Origin of the sequence: Gilvimarinus gilvus, assembly GCF_030518155.1 — a bacterium.
Lineage (GTDB): Bacteria > Pseudomonadota > Gammaproteobacteria > Pseudomonadales > Cellvibrionaceae > Gilvimarinus > Gilvimarinus gilvus.
In genome coordinates, this window is record NZ_JAULRU010000731.1 from 182743 (window position 1) to 200029 (window position 17287).

15 protein-coding genes are annotated in these 17287 nt (G+C 49.6%); 13 read left to right on the forward strand and 2 right to left on the reverse strand.

Annotated elements, in window-relative coordinates:
- Nucleotides 1–34: 34 nt before the first annotated feature.
- The 13 genes from QWI17_RS19070 (at nucleotide 35) to QWI17_RS19130 (ending at nucleotide 15277) form a co-directional block, all read left to right on the forward strand.
- On the forward strand, nucleotides 35–256 hold the full coding sequence (locus QWI17_RS19070; protein WP_302724120.1) for a helix-turn-helix transcriptional regulator: 222 nt from the start codon (nucleotides 35–37) through the stop codon (nucleotides 254–256).
- Entirely contained in the window at nucleotides 253–426 is a 174-nt protein-coding gene (locus QWI17_RS19075; RefSeq protein WP_302724121.1) for a hypothetical protein, read from the forward strand. Before QWI17_RS19070 ends, QWI17_RS19075 begins: the two co-directional genes overlap by 4 nt.
- A 173-nt stretch (nucleotides 427–599) precedes the next feature.
- Nucleotides 600–1424 carry a hypothetical protein gene (locus QWI17_RS19080; protein WP_302724122.1) on the forward strand — a complete coding sequence of 275 codons (825 nt, stop codon included), beginning with the start codon at nucleotides 600–602 and terminating at the stop codon, nucleotides 1422–1424.
- Nucleotides 1425–1474: 50 nt separating this feature from the next.
- On the forward strand, nucleotides 1475–2320 hold the full coding sequence (locus QWI17_RS19085; protein ID WP_302724123.1) for an SIR2 family NAD-dependent protein deacylase: 846 nt from the start codon (nucleotides 1475–1477) through the stop codon (nucleotides 2318–2320).
- A 966-nt stretch (nucleotides 2321–3286) separates the two neighbouring features.
- A complete protein-coding gene (hsdR, locus tag QWI17_RS19090; protein ID WP_302724124.1) occupies nucleotides 3287–5731 on the forward strand; it encodes an EcoAI/FtnUII family type I restriction enzme subunit R in 2445 nt (814 codons plus the stop codon).
- Between the two features lie 62 nt (nucleotides 5732–5793).
- On the forward strand, nucleotides 5794–7278 hold the full coding sequence (locus tag QWI17_RS19095; protein ID WP_302724125.1) for an N-6 DNA methylase: 1485 nt from the start codon (nucleotides 5794–5796) through the stop codon (nucleotides 7276–7278).
- A complete protein-coding gene (locus QWI17_RS19100; RefSeq protein WP_302724126.1) occupies nucleotides 7275–9053 on the forward strand; it encodes a restriction endonuclease subunit S in 1779 nt (592 codons plus the stop codon). Before QWI17_RS19095 ends, QWI17_RS19100 begins: the two co-directional genes overlap by 4 nt.
- Nucleotides 9054–9069: 16 nt before the next feature.
- Entirely contained in the window at nucleotides 9070–10173 is a 1104-nt protein-coding gene (locus QWI17_RS19105; protein ID WP_302724127.1) for an SIR2 family protein, read from the forward strand.
- Between the two features lie 213 nt (nucleotides 10174–10386).
- Nucleotides 10387–11388, forward strand: a complete 1002-nt coding sequence (locus tag QWI17_RS19110; RefSeq protein ID WP_302724128.1) for a restriction endonuclease — start codon at nucleotides 10387–10389, stop codon at nucleotides 11386–11388.
- Nucleotides 11389–11416: 28 nt separating this feature from the next.
- Nucleotides 11417–12136, forward strand: coding sequence for a HipA family kinase (locus tag QWI17_RS19115; protein WP_302724129.1), 720 nt, complete (start codon nucleotides 11417–11419; stop codon nucleotides 12134–12136).
- Complete coding sequence (locus QWI17_RS19120; RefSeq protein WP_302724130.1) at nucleotides 12133–12963, forward strand: DUF3037 domain-containing protein; 831 nt, start codon at nucleotides 12133–12135, stop codon at nucleotides 12961–12963. The genes QWI17_RS19115 and QWI17_RS19120 overlap by 4 nt, the downstream gene beginning before the upstream one ends.
- A gap of 17 nt (nucleotides 12964–12980) precedes the next feature.
- Nucleotides 12981–13169 (forward strand): hypothetical protein, encoded by a 189-nt coding sequence (locus QWI17_RS19125; protein WP_302724131.1) that lies wholly within the window; start codon nucleotides 12981–12983, stop codon nucleotides 13167–13169.
- A gap of 743 nt (nucleotides 13170–13912) precedes the next feature.
- A complete protein-coding gene (locus tag QWI17_RS19130) occupies nucleotides 13913–15277 on the forward strand; it encodes a sugar MFS transporter (protein ID WP_302724132.1) in 1365 nt (454 codons plus the stop codon).
- A gap of 75 nt (nucleotides 15278–15352) precedes the next feature.
- Here the strand turns inward: QWI17_RS19130 and QWI17_RS19135 are convergent, their stop codons facing one another.
- Together QWI17_RS19135 and QWI17_RS19140 are read right to left on the reverse strand one after the other, a co-directional pair.
- A complete protein-coding gene (locus QWI17_RS19135; protein WP_302724133.1) occupies nucleotides 15353–16213 on the reverse strand; it encodes an AraC family transcriptional regulator in 861 nt (286 codons plus the stop codon).
- A 107-nt stretch (nucleotides 16214–16320) separates the two neighbouring features.
- Nucleotides 16321–17085 (reverse strand): polysaccharide deacetylase family protein, encoded by a 765-nt coding sequence (locus tag QWI17_RS19140; protein ID WP_302724134.1) that lies wholly within the window; start codon nucleotides 17083–17085, stop codon nucleotides 16321–16323.
- Nucleotides 17086–17287 lie beyond the last annotated feature (202 nt).

Genomic DNA, 17287 nt, shown 5'->3' on the forward strand with positions numbered 1-17287 from the left:
CTGTAAGTTTAGTGAAATCTTTACAGGAGCAGATATGTCTACCAACTCAAGCTGTGGCGCACGTAAATCGCAAGGTCTCATGCGCCTTCCCCAAATCCTAGAGCTAATCCCTGTCGGAAAGTCCACCTGGTGGGCTGGTGTTAAATCCGGCAAATACCCTCCCTCGATAAAAATCGGCCCCCGTACAACGGTTTGGCGAGCACAGGATATTCACGATCTTGTGGATCAGTTGGCCAACGGGGAGATGGAACAATGAAGCGCTTCCTATTCGAGCACCAGCTAATTGTTCGAACTCCAATCTTGGTTGACGCCGAAGACGAGCACGAAGCCAGGATGAAAATCGACTGCCGGATGGCTGAGCCTGGTTATCCTTCTCATGACGATCTTGGGTTAATTCTGCAGCGCTACGAAGAGGTGGAGTTATGAAAATTGCTCATTCCTTTAAATGTCGTATTGAGCTAGCGCTTTCTGCGTTCAAGCTATTGCTCACTAGTATTTGTTTGAAGGTCAATTTCTGTATGGTTGCTGTTTATATGGGGCCTATCTGGCCCTTTGTATTCGTATCTGTGAACGATTGGTTTGCCGTTAGGTGACTTGAAGTGGCTACCAACACGCATATAGTTCGAAAGTTGCTGGAGAAAGGTCGCCGTATCTCTGTAGGTAATGGGGGAGTAACTCTTACTCCTTTGCCGACTGAGGAGAAGCAAAAGATTTGGCTGCGAGAGAATAGTGACTTGATTGTCTCTGAGCTAGGCCGCCTTCTGGGACGTCAGCCACTTAAATATCTCGACTTCTCGACGGGTATATTTTACGGCGGGCGAGCCCCAGGGGTTAATTTTCAGTTGCTCGACTTACTCAGCTTTGAGTCCAGGCATGTAATTTTTAATGTGAACTTGAAGCGAAAGAATACAAGTAAAAACGCTCCAGCTGGTGCTCTTTATGATGGCAATAAGTTTTGGGTGGGGCGTTTAAGCCAGTTCTATCGGTTTTGGCAAAGTGCTGGTTTACCTGAGCCGAAGCGAGACTCTCTGTACCATAAGTCTATGTTTCGCTTAAAGTCCTTATATTTCGAAGGCGAGGTGCTTAAGCGAGAGAAGCTGGATAACAAAAGCTTCAGAGTTCTAAACATTGAACCTGAAGAGGTAGAGGAAGCCGTTTTGGGGAGTACAGTTCGGGAATTTACTGGAAACAATACGGACACTATTCAGAAACTTTCTCAGAAACTTCCAATTCCCCAAAGCCAGGTGCGGCAAGGGATGCAGTCGGTTACGACCGAGGGGGAAAATAACCGAGGTAAAAGGTTACAAGGGAGCGAGGTACAAGGGGAGAGTGATGCCCAGGCAGAGACAAAGCGTATACAAGAGCAATCCGTCGATGAATGGTTGGCTGATTATAACTCCGTTACACCCTTAACCAAAAAATGAAAAGGCAACAAATCGTAACATTTTACAGCGCTTCGAGAATATCGGGTTTCATGTTTAAATCGCTAAAACACATTTGGCCAGAGCCTACCATTATGCCCGAAGCTTTATCCCAAGCTGCCAGTCTCATCCACAGCGCCGACAGCCTAGTCATTTGCGCCGGTGCGGGCATGGGGGTGGATTCTGGCCTACCCGATTTTCGTGGCAATAGCGGCTTCTGGAAGGCTTACCCGAGACTCGCCGCCCAGGGTGTACGCTTTGCGGAGATCGCCAACCCTTCCGCTTTTTTAGAGCATCCAGAGCTAGCCTGGGAGTTTTACGCTCACCGTATTAATCTCTACCGGTCTGCACAGCCTCATCTTGGCTTTGGCATTCTCAAGCGTTGGTGTGATGAAAAGCCCGGTGGCGGCTTTGTTTATACCAGTAATGTAGACGGGCACTTTCAAAAGGCAGGGTTTGCAGATTCACGAGTACTCGAATGCCATGGTTCTCTAGCTTATCTGCAGTGCACCGAGCCGTGCGGTAACCACTTGTGGCCTATGCCTGATGCAATTGACCCGAAGCAACCGCCGCTTTGCCCTAAGTGTGATGAGCTGGCTAGGCCTAATGTGCTGATGTTTAACGACTGGGGCGCAATACACGAACGGGCAGAGCAGAAGCACGAAGCCTTTGAGCGCTGGTCAGCGATAGTAAGTAATCCAATCGTTATTGAGCTGGGTGCTGGGGTGAACATTCCCAGTGTCAGGCGGTTCGCGGCAACCCTGGAAGTACCCATTGTACGTATCAATCCGCAAGATCATCGAATTTCACGACCTCATGCGGGCCTTGCTTTCGGGGCTCTCAAGGGTTTAACTGCTTTGCAGGAAGTTCTGGAATCAAGCGTAGTAGCTCAGCCTTAGGGTAAGCTCGCGATTCATAGCATAAATCAGTCGGAGACATCACTGTGGGTGAAAGAACTCAAAAAGAAATAGATGAGGTTTTAAATCGGTACACGGAGCGCTTCGGCATACCAATGCTCGTGCCTATGTGCATACACGGTGAGATCTTGGCTAAAACTGCTCAGGAGGCATTAGACCGAGGAACTCCTATTCCTGCTGACTATGATTGGTATGCTGGCTTGCCCCCCGATTCTGTTGCTTAATATCCTGGGGCCAGCATGCTCATCTCATTAAGTTACCCCCGCCATAGTTAGCACTAAGATCGGCAGGGGCAACCCTTGCTCTGGAGTGGGTGCGAAAAGGTGCGAGTATAGCGTCCACAGGGCGAATGCAACCTCTCGTATTATGCAATTGGTATACAAGGGTGAATACCATGAAAGCCCATGTTTTCAGGTGCTGACAACCGGCTAATCAAGCTTTCAGGTTTACCTGTCTAAACGTGGTGCCAGAGAAAGAGCGCACCCAGCTACGCGGAAAAATCGGTATTTTGAGCGCGGAAAAAGGCCAGTAAATGCGTGTTTTACCCTTAGCCAAACCTTAGTCATTCAGCAGCGCACTGGTTGTTAATCGCTATTGGGTAAACCTTGGGTAAGTGCCTTTATAAGCATTCAAAATACCCGAACCCTACGCGGTAGGCTCCAGCCACAGCAAAGCCTAGCCAGCAAAGCTCCATGCGGTCAGGTCTAAGAATCTCGAACAGAAGCGAATTTTTGATACACACCAAAAACAGGATAAATCCGGACATATCCGAAACTTTTATCGCATACCAAAAACAAGACAAATCCGGACATTTTGCAGCCTCAATCTCGCACTCCCTGTACTTCACAGGCCTTAACCAGACGTCACTGGCTTTAACTGGTATATTATGTGCCAAACGACACAATAGGTAGCACATAAAGGCACTCGCCCAACCCCAGCAGGCTCGGTATGGATAAAAAGAAGCTCAGCGAAACGGACATCATCACCAAGTACATTCTGCCTGCAGTGGAAGGCGCGGGGTGGGACAAAATGGCGCAAGTCCGCCAAGAGGTGAAGCTGCGCGATGGCAAGGTGATTGTGCGTGGCCAAATGGGTATGCGCAAAACCGTTAAATCGGCCGATATTGTGCTGGATTACAAGCCCAACCTGCCCCTGGCGGTGATTGAGGCCAAGGCCAATAAGCATGAGGTAGGCAAGGGCATGCAGCAGGGGCTGGATTACGCCCGGCTGCTGGACGTGCCCTTTGTGTTTGCCAGCAATGGCGATGGCTTTATCTTCCACGATAAAACCAACCCCGCCGCGCTTGAGACCGAAATCAGCCTCCACGACTTCCCAACCCCTGAGACCCTCTGGCAAAAGTTCTGCGCCTACAAGGGTTATACCGACGCTCAGCTGCCTATTATTCAGCAGCCCTACCATGACGATGGCAGCGGCAAAACTCCACGCTATTACCAATTACAGGCCATTAACAAAACCATTGAGGCAATCAGTAGCGGGCAAGATCGCGTATTGCTGGTTATGGCCACAGGTACCGGCAAAACCTACACCGCCTTTCAAATTATCTGGCGGCTGTGGAAGGCCCGGCAGAAAAAGCGCATTTTGTTCCTCGCCGATCGCAACGTGCTGGTAGATCAAACTCGCATTAACGATTTTCAGCCCTTCGGCGAAGCCATGACCAAGGTCACCAAGCGCACGGTAGACCCAGCTTTTGAAATCCACTTGGCTTTGTACCAAGCCCTGACTGGCCCCGACGAAAGCCAAAAAGCCTACAAGCAAGTCGACCCTGACTTTTTTGATTTAATTGTGATTGACGAGTGCCACCGTGGCTCTGCCGCCGAAGACAGTGCCTGGCGCGAGATTCTGGAGTACTTTAAAGGGGCCGCTCAAGTTGGTTTAACGGCCACACCCAAAGAAACCGAAGAAGTTTCTAACACCGATTATTTTGGCGAGCCTGTGTATACCTATTCACTCAAAGAAGGAATCGAGGATGGCTTTCTCGCCCCCTACAAAGTCGTGCGCGTAGATATAGACATCGACGTAGAAGGCTGGCGCCCCACTAAAGGCCAAACAGACCTACAAGGCGAGGTGATTAAAGACCGCATCTACAACCAGAAAGATTTTGACCGCACCATGGTTATTGAAGAGCGCACCCAGCTGGTAGCTGAAACCATTACCAACTACCTCAAGCGCACTGATCCAATGGCTAAAACCATTGTTTTCTGTAACGACATTGACCACGCCGAACGTATGCGCCGGGCCCTGGTTAACCTAAATCCCGAACAAGTGGCCAAAGACGATAAATACGTGATGAAGATCACGGGCGACGATGCCATCGGCAAAGCCCAGCTGGATAACTTTATTAACCCCAAAAAAGCCTACCCGGTTATTGCCACCACCTCCGAGCTAATGACCACCGGGGTAGACGCCAAAACCTGCAAGTTGGTGGTGCTGGATCAAAACATTCAGTCCATGACCAAGTTCAAGCAAATCATCGGCCGTGGCACCCGCATTGACGACCGCTACAACAAGCTCTGGTTTACCATTCTCGACTTTAAAAAAGCCACTGAGCTGTTTGCTGACGAGCGTTTTGACGGCGTACCCGAGAAAATACTGGTCACTAAGCCCAGCGAAATTAATGACCCGGATAACACCGAGATTGAAGAGGCCCTGAACGACCCAACCAACCTCAATGAGGATGATTATCCGGAGGGCGATACCGAGAACAGCGGCGAAATCAATGAAGACGAATGGCCCGAATACGGCGGCGACCAGCCTTTTGAAGGTGGCCCCATTGAGGGCGGCGAAGACAACGAGTACATCAAATACCACGTCTCCGGCGTCACCGTTAAAAAGCTGGACGAGCGCGTGCAATATTACGATGCCGACGGCAAGCTGGTAACCGAATCCTTTAAAGACTACACCCGCAAAGCTGTGCAGCAGCAGTTTGCCTCGCTGGATGAATTTATCAATAAGTGGAACGCCGCCGACCGCAAGCAAGCGGTAATGGATGAGCTGGCCGAGCAGGGCGTAATCTGGGAGGCCCTGCGCGACGACGTAGGCCGCGACCTGGACGCCTTTGACCTTATCTGCCACGTCGCCTTCGACCAGCCGCCCCTAACCCGGCAAGAGCGGGCCAACAACGTCAAAAAGCGCAACTACTTTGGTAAATACTCCGGCACCGCCCGTTCCGTGCTAGAGGCCCTGCTGGATAAATACGCCGATGCCGGCATCCCCGAAATCGAAAGCATGAACGTACTTAAGGTGCAGCCCATCAGCCAATACGGCTCGCCGCTCGAGATCGTCAAACAGGCCTTTGGCGGTAAACCCAAATACCAAGAAGCCGTGGCGGATTTAGAGCGCCAGCTCTATCAAGAAACCGACAAATCCGCATAACCGATAACGCTAACTCTGGCGCTCGCCTTTGGGCGGGCGCGACCTATAAGTAAGAGAAACCTATGTCCATCAGTACCGTCATCAAATCCATTCAAGACATTATGCGCAAAGACGCAGGCGTTGACGGCGACGCCCAGCGCCTGGGCCAGCTGAGTTGGCTGCTGTTTTTAAAAATCTTCGACGCCCAAGAAGAACAGCTAGAGCTAGAGCAAGACGACTACCGCGAACCCATCCCCGCCAAATACCTCTGGCGCGAGTGGGCCGCCGACGAGCAGGGTATCACTGGGGATCGGTTGTTAGAGTTCGTTAACGACGATTTATTCCCAACCCTTAAAAACTACTCGGCTAATATCCAAACCAACCCACGTGGATTTATAGTGCGCGAGGCCTTTAGCGATGCCTACAACTACATGAAGAACGGCACCCTCTTGCGCCAGGTGATTAACAAGCTCAACGAGGTCGACTTTACCAACTCTAACGAGCGCCACCTATTTGGCGATATTTACGAGCAAATCCTTAAAGACCTACAAAGCGCTGGCAACGCCGGTGAGTTTTACACCCCCCGCGCCGTCACCCGTTTTATTGTCGAAATGATCGACCCGCAACTGGGCGAGGCGGTATTTGACCCAGCCTGTGGTACCGGCGGCTTCTTGGCCTGCGCTACCGACCATATTCGCACCCACTACCAAAAAACTACGCAGGACTACCAAACCCTGCAAAGCCAAATCGCAGGGGTAGAGAAAAAGCAATTACCGCACCTGTTGTGCACCACCAATATGCTGCTGCACGGCATCGAGGTGCCATCCAATATTCGCCACGCCAACACTCTCAATCAGCCCCTGTCTAACTGGGATGCCGATAAAGACGTGGTTATCACCAACCCGCCCTTTGGCGGCATGGAAGAAGACGGCATCGAGAAAAACTTTCCCGCCGAGATGCAAACCCGCGAAACGGCCGATTTGTTTCTGCAACTGATTATCGAGGTGCTCAAAGAAGGCGGCCGCGCCGCCGTGGTACTGCCCGACGGCACCCTGTTTGGCGAGGGCGTCAAAACTAAAATCAAAGAGCAACTGCTCAAAGAGTGCAACCTGCACACCGTAGTGCGCCTACCCAACTCGGTATTCGCCCCCTACACCAGCATCAAAACAAACATCCTGTTTTTTGATAAAGGCACGCCCACCGAGCACGTCTGGTACTACGAAGTGCCCCTGCCCGAGGGCGTTAAAGCCTTTAACAAAACCAAACCCATGCAACTCGAGCATTTCGCCGAGTGTCGCGCATGGTGGGGCAAGCGCGAAGACGGCTTTAAAAACCGCGAGGAAAACCGCTGGGCCTGGAAAGTCGGCCTCGACGAGATCAAACAGCGCAATTACAACCTCGACATTAAAAACCCCCACATCGAAGAGCAAATCGTACACAACCCAGACGAACTGCTGGCCCAATACGCTGATCAGCAGAAAGACATAAAAGCCCTGCGCGACCAGCTAAAAACCATCCTCGGTGATGCCCTTACCGGTGCAAACAGCACAGGGGCAACCAAGGTATGAGCCGCTCAGAAAGCAATAACGCCCAAACTCTGATTACAGAGCATCTGGATTTATGGAGTAGCGCCATCACCGCCAGAAATACCACCGGGCGCGGTAGTAATAAAAAAATCGAGCTGTACGGTGTTAAAAAACTGCGTGAGCTGATCTTGGAGTTGGCAGTGCGGGGCAAGCTGGTGCCGCAAGATCCGAATGATGAGCCTGCGAGTGAACTTCTAAGCCGTGTTGAGGTGAAAAAGCTTCAACTCGTAAAACGCGGCATAATTAAAAAGCAAAAAAATCTTACTGAGTTGGGTATTTATGCTGATCTTCCTTATGACCTTCCGGTAGGGTGGATTTGGTGTCGGCTTGGGGTAGTTGGATACACCCAGACAGGAGGAACACCAAAGAAAGCTGACAGCCATTACTATGGTAACGATTGCCCTTTTATAAAACCTGGTGACATTTTAGATGGAGAGATCACATCTTATGATTCAGACGGCCTGTCATCTGAAGGTGCGCTAGCCCTCGGAAGGCTTGCACCAGCTGGCTCAGTGTTAATGGTTTGTATTGGTTCTATTGGTAAGTGTGCGCTCGTTGACCGTCAAGTATCTTTTAATCAACAAATAAACTCAATTACGCCATATCTTGAAATTGGTCCTTACTTGAGAAGGTACTTACAGTCTGAATCGTTTCAAAGTGAGGCATGGAGCGGATCTTCCAGCACGACCTTAGCAATTTTAAATAAAGGCAAGTGGGAGCAAATACCCGTTGCTATCCCGCCTGAACAGGAACAACACCGCATAGTCGCCAAAGTCGATGAGCTGATGGCCCTCTGCGACCAGCTGGAAAACCAAACCGAACAAAGCTTGGATGCCCACGCCACCCTGGCCGACACTCTGCTGGATGCACTCACCCAGGCCCAAAGCCACACCGAGCTAATGGGAAACTGGGCAAGATTGGAGCAAAACTGGGATATTCTCTTCCCCAGCACCATCGCCGGCCTCCGCGCCATCGACAAACTCAAACAAACCATCCTGCAACTGGCCGTCATGGGAAAACTTGTGCCCCAAGACCCAACCGACGAACCCGCCAGCGAACTGCTAAAACGCATCTTCGCCGAAAAAGAGCAGCTGGTAAAAGATAAAAAAATCAAAAAACAAAAGCCCCTACCGCCCATTACCGATGAAGAAAAACCGTTTGAACTGCCGGAGGGATGGGAATGGTGCCGGTTTGGAATGCTTGGATATGACTTGGGGGGGGGGACCCCTACAAAGTCAAATGGTGACTATTGGAATGGCACTATTCCTTGGGTGTCACCTAAAGATATGAAAGTAGATAAAATCATCTCCGCTCAAGATTCAATCACTGAGCTTGCGATTGAGGACTCTACCGTAAAACTCATTCCTGTTGGGAGTTTGCTAATGGTAGTTAGGGGGATGATCTTGGCTCACTCATTTCCAGTTGCTATAACGGAAGTTCCCGTAGTTATCAATCAGGACATGAAAGCTCTAGTGTTTTCCGAATTAGATAAGGACTTTATGCTTTTGATGGTGAAGGGCATTAAAAATGAATTGGTTAGCTTGGTTGAGCGCTCGTCGCATGGTACGTGCAAGTTGGTGTCGAATACCTTGTGGCTACAGTTTGTTGCAATTCCTCCGAAGGATGAGCAGAAACGCATTGTCGCCAAAGTCGAAGAACTAACTTCTGTCTGTGACCAACTTAAAGAACTTGTGGAAAATTCTGTACAAACCAGAAATCACCTGACTGATGCTCTGGTTCGTCAGGTGCTGAATTAGAGAATAAGGGTGTGAGATGGCTGACATTATATCGCTAAAGAAGGCAGTTTCTCCTCTGTTGCGAGATGCTGAAAAATATCATGGATTTGAAATTGAGAACCGCTCTATTGATGATGGAGATATTGAATACTCTGTATTTTTTCAAAAACCTAATGAAGATCCCGTACCTCTGTCAAAGCCAAGCTTGGCGCTATTCCACGGTGATCCTCTTCTGTATGATGAAGAGTGTAGAAAATTACGTGATTCGCGTTTAAGTGAGGTCTTAAGCACAGAGGAATTTCCTAGAAATCTTCGAAATTTTGAGGAGCTACAAAGAGCTCAGAAGGCAAAAAGAATAACTCCATTTGTTGGGGCCGGATCGTCGATCAGTGCTGGTTGTTCAAGTTGGGTTGGGTATCTTAGGTCGAAGGCTATAGAGCTGGGAGTTGATGAGGCCGAAGTCGAAAAACACCTGTCCGAGTTTCTTTATGAGGATTTGCTTGAAAAAGTACAGTCCCAACCTAGGGGGCGTGACTTTGAGTTCTATTTCGAACAGGACTTTTCTCATGCTGATCCAGAGGGGTCATTTTCTTGGGTTCTCCCGGAGCTGTTTGATGGCTGTGTTATTACTACAAATTTTGATCGTGTTATTGAAGATTGTTTCTCTCGGCAGGGCGCGTCTTTCACTGAAAAAGTTACAGGGTTGAATAACCCGTATAACTTCCTTAAGGCAATAACACGCGGTGATCGATACTTGTTGAAGCTACATGGAAATATTGATGATCCCGCATATCGTGTTTTCACTAAAAGAGAGTACTGCTCTGCTTATGGGGAGACTGAGGTGGTTGATATGAGCTTTCCCCTCCCTGTTCTTCTCTCCCTGCTTTATCAAAGTCAGTCATTTTTATTTCTAGGCTGTAGTCTTAGTGTGGATAGAACAATTGCTACATTTAAGAGGCTTGTTGAGGAGGAAGGTTCGCAGAAAGTTGCTGATCACTTTGCGATTATTGAGCGTCCTGAAGATGGAGAAGGTCAAGATCAGTTGGCTACACTTATGACAGATTGCAACATTAAGCCTATTTGGTATGAAAGTGGGCAGCATTATAAAGTTGACGATATTTTAGGGCTGTTACTTATATAGATGTTTTGGTATTGAATCTAGGATTGGCTAGAAGCTAAAGAGAATTTTACCGTTTGGCTCCACATAATTGATCGACTACTGCAGAACTAATACGGCCTAAGTTAGATTGTTTGTGCGATAAGATTATATGATAACCGGAGTCAAGAGTTTATTTATTTTGGTGGTTTTCTGTGGCCCAAGAAAAACTGACTTAGACGGCAATAAGGAAGAAATATGCCTAACAACTGGATGATCCGTGCCGGCCGTGGCGGTACGTATATAGAGGACTTCGAAACCAAAAGCTATGCTGCTTTTGGTGCGGCTCGACTGGGGGATTTAAATCAGTACCAAGGTGTGGAGGAAATTAAGGCTGCCTATCTGGAAAAGATCTCCCAGGCTAAGCCTCAGGCGATGGCCAATGCAGTGGCTATGATGATTAAGTTTCGAGACACCATCCAGAAAGGCGATACCATTGTTAGTTACGATACTGAAACACGCCAGTACCTGATTGGAGAAGATCAAGGCCAGTACTTGTATAAGCCCGGAGAGGTTGGCGAGTACCCTAATTTGCGGGTAGTAAACTGGCAAGGGAGGGTGGATCGCGATGCTCTCAGTCAATCGGCCAAGAACTCTTTAGGCTCTACGCTCACCTTATTCTCCGTTAGCGATGATGTTATCGCTGAAATGCGGGCAGCGTTATCTGGAAAGCCTCGCAAAGTAGAGGCAACAGAAGAAGCCCTGGAGGAATCTGGCAGCTTTGAAATACTCAAAGACGAGGTGGTTGGTAAAAGTCACGAGCTGATCAAAGACAAGCTGGCCTCCTTGCTACCGGAAGAGATGGAGGAAATGGTCGCCGCTATCCTTCGCGCCATGGGCTATAAAGCCAAAGTCTCTCCCAAAGGCCCTGACCGGGGTGTGGACGTAATAGCCTCACCAGACGGCCTTGGGCTCACCCAGCCGCGCATCAAGGCAGAGGTAAAGCACCGAGACGGCGCTATGGGCGCACCGGCCATACGCGGCTTTATAGGCACTCTACGTGAAGGCGACTCTGGTTTGTTTATCAGCTCTGGGGGTTTTACCAAAGAAGCCCGCTACGAAGCCGACCGCTGTACATTCCCGCTTACGCTGGTAGATATGGACGACCTTTCAGACCTCATTGTTGCTCACTATGAGAATTTTGATCTAGAAGGCCGGGCGCTGCTGCCATTGATACGTGTATTTTGGCCGGCGGAGTAAAGCTGTCTTTCTTCAATTGGAGTCAGGTATGGAAATAACTGAAATTCTCAGGAAGCTTGAGCAGGGAAAGGCCAATCCATACCTGTGTGTTGCTGAAGATAAGAGACAGTATGTCGTTAAAGGGAGGTCGGCTACTTCGCGCGGAATGATTTCCGAGTACTTATGCGCGAAACTAGGCCAGGATTTCGGCTTGCCAATACCTGAGTGCAAAATTCTTGATCTGTCATATGAGCTGGTAGAGATTGATAGTAACTGGGAGCGTCATTTGGGCGGAGGGCCAGTTTTTGGGTCAATGTTTATTGCTCAGACTCAAGAGGTAAATAGAGAAATAATTTCAAAAATACATCATCAGGTATTGCGAGATCTAAGGGTGTTTGATTATTGGATAAAAAACGACGACCGGAATTTTACGCCTATTGGGGGCAATCCTAACCTCTTTTTTCGCTCACAAGATGAGATGGTCGTTGTGGTTGATCATAATTTGGCCTTTGATACTAAGTTTGACTTAGAGTCATTTAAAAAGCTGCATGTATCTGCGAATGCTGGATTGCGGCAGGAGCTTGCGGGGGTAATGGATGAAGACTATAAACAAAGAATGAACCAAGCCATGGATAATTTCGATGGCTACTGCGATAATCTCCCGCCCGTGTGGCTGGATGCAGATTCTAACGGGAGCGGTTGGGTTGCCCATATTAAGCGGCAACTACTTGAATTTAAAGAGGATTTGTTTTGGGAGGCGCTGAAATGAAAGTAGCATGTCAGTACGCCATAGTACGTTTTTTGCCCTATATGGAAACTGGAGAGTTTGCCAATATTGGGGTGTTGGCGTTCGCCCCCAAGACGGGTTACTTGGACTTCAAGCTGGCTCCAAACTCTTTTCCGCGGGTGACGCGCTTTTTTGCGGAGCTGGATAAAAAGGTCTATACCAAGGCGATGGCAGGGTTTGCCGAAGAGCTGGCTGAGATCCGCACTATTGCTGGAGCCCTATGGGGCAAGGACTTGGCCGCATTTGGCCAAGAGGTTGCTCGTCCGCGAGAATCTTTGATTCGCTTCTCTGAAATGCGGGTGCTGATGACGGAAAACCCAGCGCAAACGCTTGAAGAGCTGTATGAGCGGTATGTTGGGCGAAATTTCGTCGGTAAAGAGCGCCGTGAGCAGGCGATGGTTAATGCCATCAAGAAACAGTTGCTCGGGAATAAGCTCCAGCAGTTTTATAAACAATTTACCTTCGAAGTAGATTACCGGAAAATTCAGTTTCCGTTGGTATGGCAAAATGAAAGGGACCACTGCATTATAAAGCCATTAGCCCTGAATGTTCAGAAAGACCCAAGCAAGTTAGTTGAGCATGCAGATGAATGGCGCGGTAAGGTCCAGTGGTTACTGGATCGGGAGCGTATTCGGCAAGATGAGCTAATGATTCCTCTTGATCCGCCTGCTAGCGGTAATGATGATATGCAGGATGCTTATCAAGTGGCGAGGTGTAATCTAGCGGAACTTGGTGTTGAGTTAGTTGAGTTCAATAACAAGTCTAGAATATTGGATTTCGCGCGTCAGCCGAGCTTGTTTATTCATTAGTCAGGGTAGGGGGACAGATGGCTTTTGGGAAGCCTGACCAGAAACGGCGTGAAAGTACGCCATTTTCAGATTTTATCCGAAACGACTCTTCGGCCGAGAAGAGGCGCGCATACGGTGATGTGCTCGAAAAAGCTACCGAACGTCAGCAAGCCCAATTAAAGCGTGCGGCTGAGTTGCGCAAAGCGCTTCAAGACTCCTCCGTTTAGCTAGTTTGGGGCGAGTGAATGGAGGTGGCGGGGGCAACTTTGGGGGCACACGTTTTTCCTAATCGAAATAAATCAAATAAAAACAGCTGCTTATCGAAATAGTTTCGTTATGCCTCTGGCACCATATAAATGAAAAGGCTCGGTCTTCGGATCGGGCCTTTTTTGTATCTGCAGGTTTCATGCAGGCGAAATCGAACCAGCTTTTTATGGTGGTTCGACCGAATGCGCCGCCTTCAGCAACGAGCGCAGCGAAGCCCGAAGGGGCCCAATAGCGGCTGAGCTATTGGGATTCTTGACGAGGCCTCAGCCCAGGCTGCCCTCTCTGCCTTCGGCATTCACCTTGTTCCTGGCCCTCGCCCTGCGGGCAGCGGAGCTGTGAATCGCGGCATCCTGCCGCGCTTTCCGCCTCTGGGCAACGTTGCTTTAGCTCCTGCCTCTCCATTGGTTCTGCACACTGAGTGACTGAGGTGCATTTTTCGTCGTGCTGCGAGCCCGCGCAGCGTGCGCGATAGCGTAAATTGCGGGGCGTTTAACGGAAAGAATCGCCGCTGGCGTGGCGCCTGTACCGGTATTGATATAGTTGAAGAGAAACAATTGACAACGTTGTCTCAAAGGGGTACTGTCGCTTTATTGGTTCGAATAGGGCATTTATTGGTCTGTCAGGCCCAGAGGTGCTAGTTTCACAACAATAATGACTGCTAATGGTCACAATAGGCCTCGCGGCGCTGGAATGGGTAAAGGTTATGACTGATCAAAAATCGACACAGGCCACGGGAAGTGTGGTCATTCCTATGGCGATTATCGCCGGCTTGTTTTTTATCTTTGGGTTTGTCACCTGGCTGAACGGAGCACTGATTCCGTTTCTGCAAACCATTTGCGATTTGACTGCTTTCGAGGCGATGCTGGTAGCATCGGCTTTCTATGCCGCCTATACGATTATGGCGCTGCCAATGGCTTACATCATTGAGCGCACCGGCTATAAAAATGGTATGGCTCTGGGGCTATTTATTGTGGCCGTAGGTGCATTGATTTTTATCCCCGCAGCCTATGGTCGAGATTTCAGCATCTTTTTGCTCGCTCAGTTTGTGGTGGGGTCTGGTCTGACGATTCTACAAACCGCCTCGAACCCGTACGTTGTGAAATTGGGTCCGCCGGAATCGGCCGCGGTGCGCATCTGCATTATGGGTTTATTGAACAAAGGCGCCGGCGTGGTTGCGCCAGTCGTGTTCACGGCACTGGTTTTGTCAGGGATTACCGGTGTATCAGAAGCCGAGCTGGCGGCGCTGCCAGAAGTCATGCGTGACGCTAAGTTGAACGAGTTGGCCGGCCAGTTGGTAAGTCCTTATATCGGCATGGCCATTGCGTTGGCGGTGCTGGGTGTGGCCATGATCTTCGCCCCCATCCCTGACATAGAAGACGAAGCGCTCGAAGGGCAAGAAGACGGTAACATTCGCCTTTCTGGGGTTTTCCAGTTTCCTCATCTGGTTTTGGGGGCTCTGGCATTGTTCTGTTACGTCGGTGTGGAGGTGATTGCCGGTGACGCCATTGGCCTGTTGGGTAAACAGGCGGGCCTCGACAGCTCCATGAGTTCTATGCTCACCTCCTACACCATGATCTTTATGGTGATAGGTTATGCTTTGGGGGTGGTGTTAATTCCCCGCTTTATTAGCCAGCAAACGGCACTGATGGGCTCCGCCATACTCGGTGTGATTTTCACTATTTGTGTCATGACCGGATCGCTGCAAAGTAACGTTATGTCGGCTGCAACGCTGGGCTTATTTGGCATGCCAGAAATTCCCAATGCGGTTTACTTTGTTGCGCTGCTCGGTTTTGCGAACGCTATGTGCTGGCCTGCGATTTGGCCGCTGGCTTTGAGCAACCTGGGGCGCTATACCTCCAAAGGTGCCGCACTGCTGATTATGGGTATTGCCGGTGGCGCAGTCTTGCCGCCTGTTTACGGCCATTTCGCCGATAGCGGTGACGGCCAGCTGGCCTATGCCGTGTCCATTCCAGCGTATTTGTATATTCTGTTTTATGCATTGAAAGGTCATAAAATGACGAGCTGGGGTGGCAAGAGCGCCGCTGCCGCTGCCGTCGAGAAAGCGTGATTTCTACCTGCTATATGATAGTGAAGCATTGTCCGGCGCTTACGCCGGACAATGGCTTTCAGCTCGGCGCAGGTATTATTTTAAGGGCAAATAAATCTTGGTAATAAGCTCTGCCGGAGGTGTATCGTGCGGGTCATTAATATACTCTTCTGCCGGTGGCGCTTCGCGAGCCTCGCGCCCTGAATTTGGCAGCCAACTGCCGTAAAACCACGCATATACAGATTCCAAATCAGAATAAGGGCCGGTGTACGTCAATACCGCGTGCTCACCTCCGCCAATTTCTATTGCCGTTAAGCCATGCTCGGCTGCCGCTGTCGATAGCGTAATACAGGCCATAGACCGCAGTTCTCGCATTTCAGTAGCACCGGGATCATCAAAATACACACCGAAGCTGCGGGTATTAGAGTCGACTAGATTATGACTTTGGGCAAGGGCGAAGAGTTGATCAAAGGTGCTGCCAATAGCGAGATAATCGCCTTTGTGATGCATGCCTCCCATGGATAAAACATCAACCGTTTCAATAGATACGTTATAGCTCATCGGGTAGTCCTTTAATAAAGGTGGTAGAGAGAGGGCCGGAGCATCGGGTGAGAATCTTTGGGTGCGAAATCGCGAAGGGGTTTGCCCATAATACGCTGTAAACGCACGAGTAAAGGCTTCTGCACTGCCGTAGCCGGTCTGCTGGGCAATGTCGGCGATGGGCGTCGAGTCCCGGCTTAGTGTGCAGGCGGCGCGATGCAGACGAAGACGTTTTAACGTCTGACGCAATGTTTCGTGCATCATCTCCCGGTAGATTCGTTGAAAGTGATAGCTGGAAAAACAGGCGATCTCCGACAGTTGATTTGCGTCAAGATCATCTTCCAGGTGGTGCCATAAATAATCGACAACACGCATCACTCGTTCACGGTAGCTTGCCAGGGTAATTGTCTTTTTCATGCATCGTCCTCCTGCCAGCAAGACTACTCATAAGCCATCTGATAAATCCTGCGCAATTTATCAGATGGTAAATGTTGTATTGTGTTGAGGTATGTAGGCTATGGCAATTACTGCTGACGGAGGTGAGTCATAATGTTGAGGTAAGTATCGGTCCAATAAGTTTCGCGATTTTCGTGCAGAAATTCTAACAAGGATTCATGGGCCTCTCTGGATACGGCGATATGATCACCGCCAATGCCGTGAAAAATAATTTGCACCAACCCTCCGTTTTTTGCTGATTTTTTAACAAAATCAATCAGTTCTTGTCCCGATTGACCATCCGGCAGTGCGATCTTACTAAAGCCCTGGGGTAAATCCGTTTCGCTGCCTTTAATCGCAATAAACAGGTCTGAAACCGTTTCGACATAGTTGCCATTACTGGTCTCCAGGTGGCCGCAAGGTGGTGTAAAGGTTCGGGTGTTTTTACCGTCTATAGCTTTTAAAAAAGCACTGGCCACTGTAATTTCATCGCGCATCTGTTCGACGGTACGTTGGTCTATGTCGTTGTAGGGCGCCACCCAGTCAGTTCCTGGTTGCGATTTGCTGCACGCGTGATAAATCGTGTGATTACCCAGCTCGTGGCCTTGTTTCGCCGCCTCTCGCCATTCGTCAACCCGATCGCCCACAACAGGGGAAGCCATCATTAAATAAAATGAGCCCTTTAAGTTATATTTGTTGAGCGATGGGATCGCATTGTCAAGTTGGCTGCTGAGAGCATCGTCGTAGGAAAGGCTTACCGCCGCCTTTTCACCGTTGGGCCACTCGATACTGTGCGCGGTTGCAGATAATTGAAGTGCGGCAACTGCAAGGCTGATTAAACTCAGTTTTGACATGGTTATTTCCTTTCCCATTTCGTTATTGTTTGCTTACAAGTCTTTAGGGCATTTATAGAACTTTAGGGAGCCTCTGATCAAGTCTCCAGTGGTCTCTGCGCGAGTCAAAACGTTCACTCGGCAAGGCGCGCTTCGCAGGCAATGGCCATAGTCCTTGGCAAGAGGTGCAACACAGCGGATGGACGTTTTGGCCGCGCCCTTC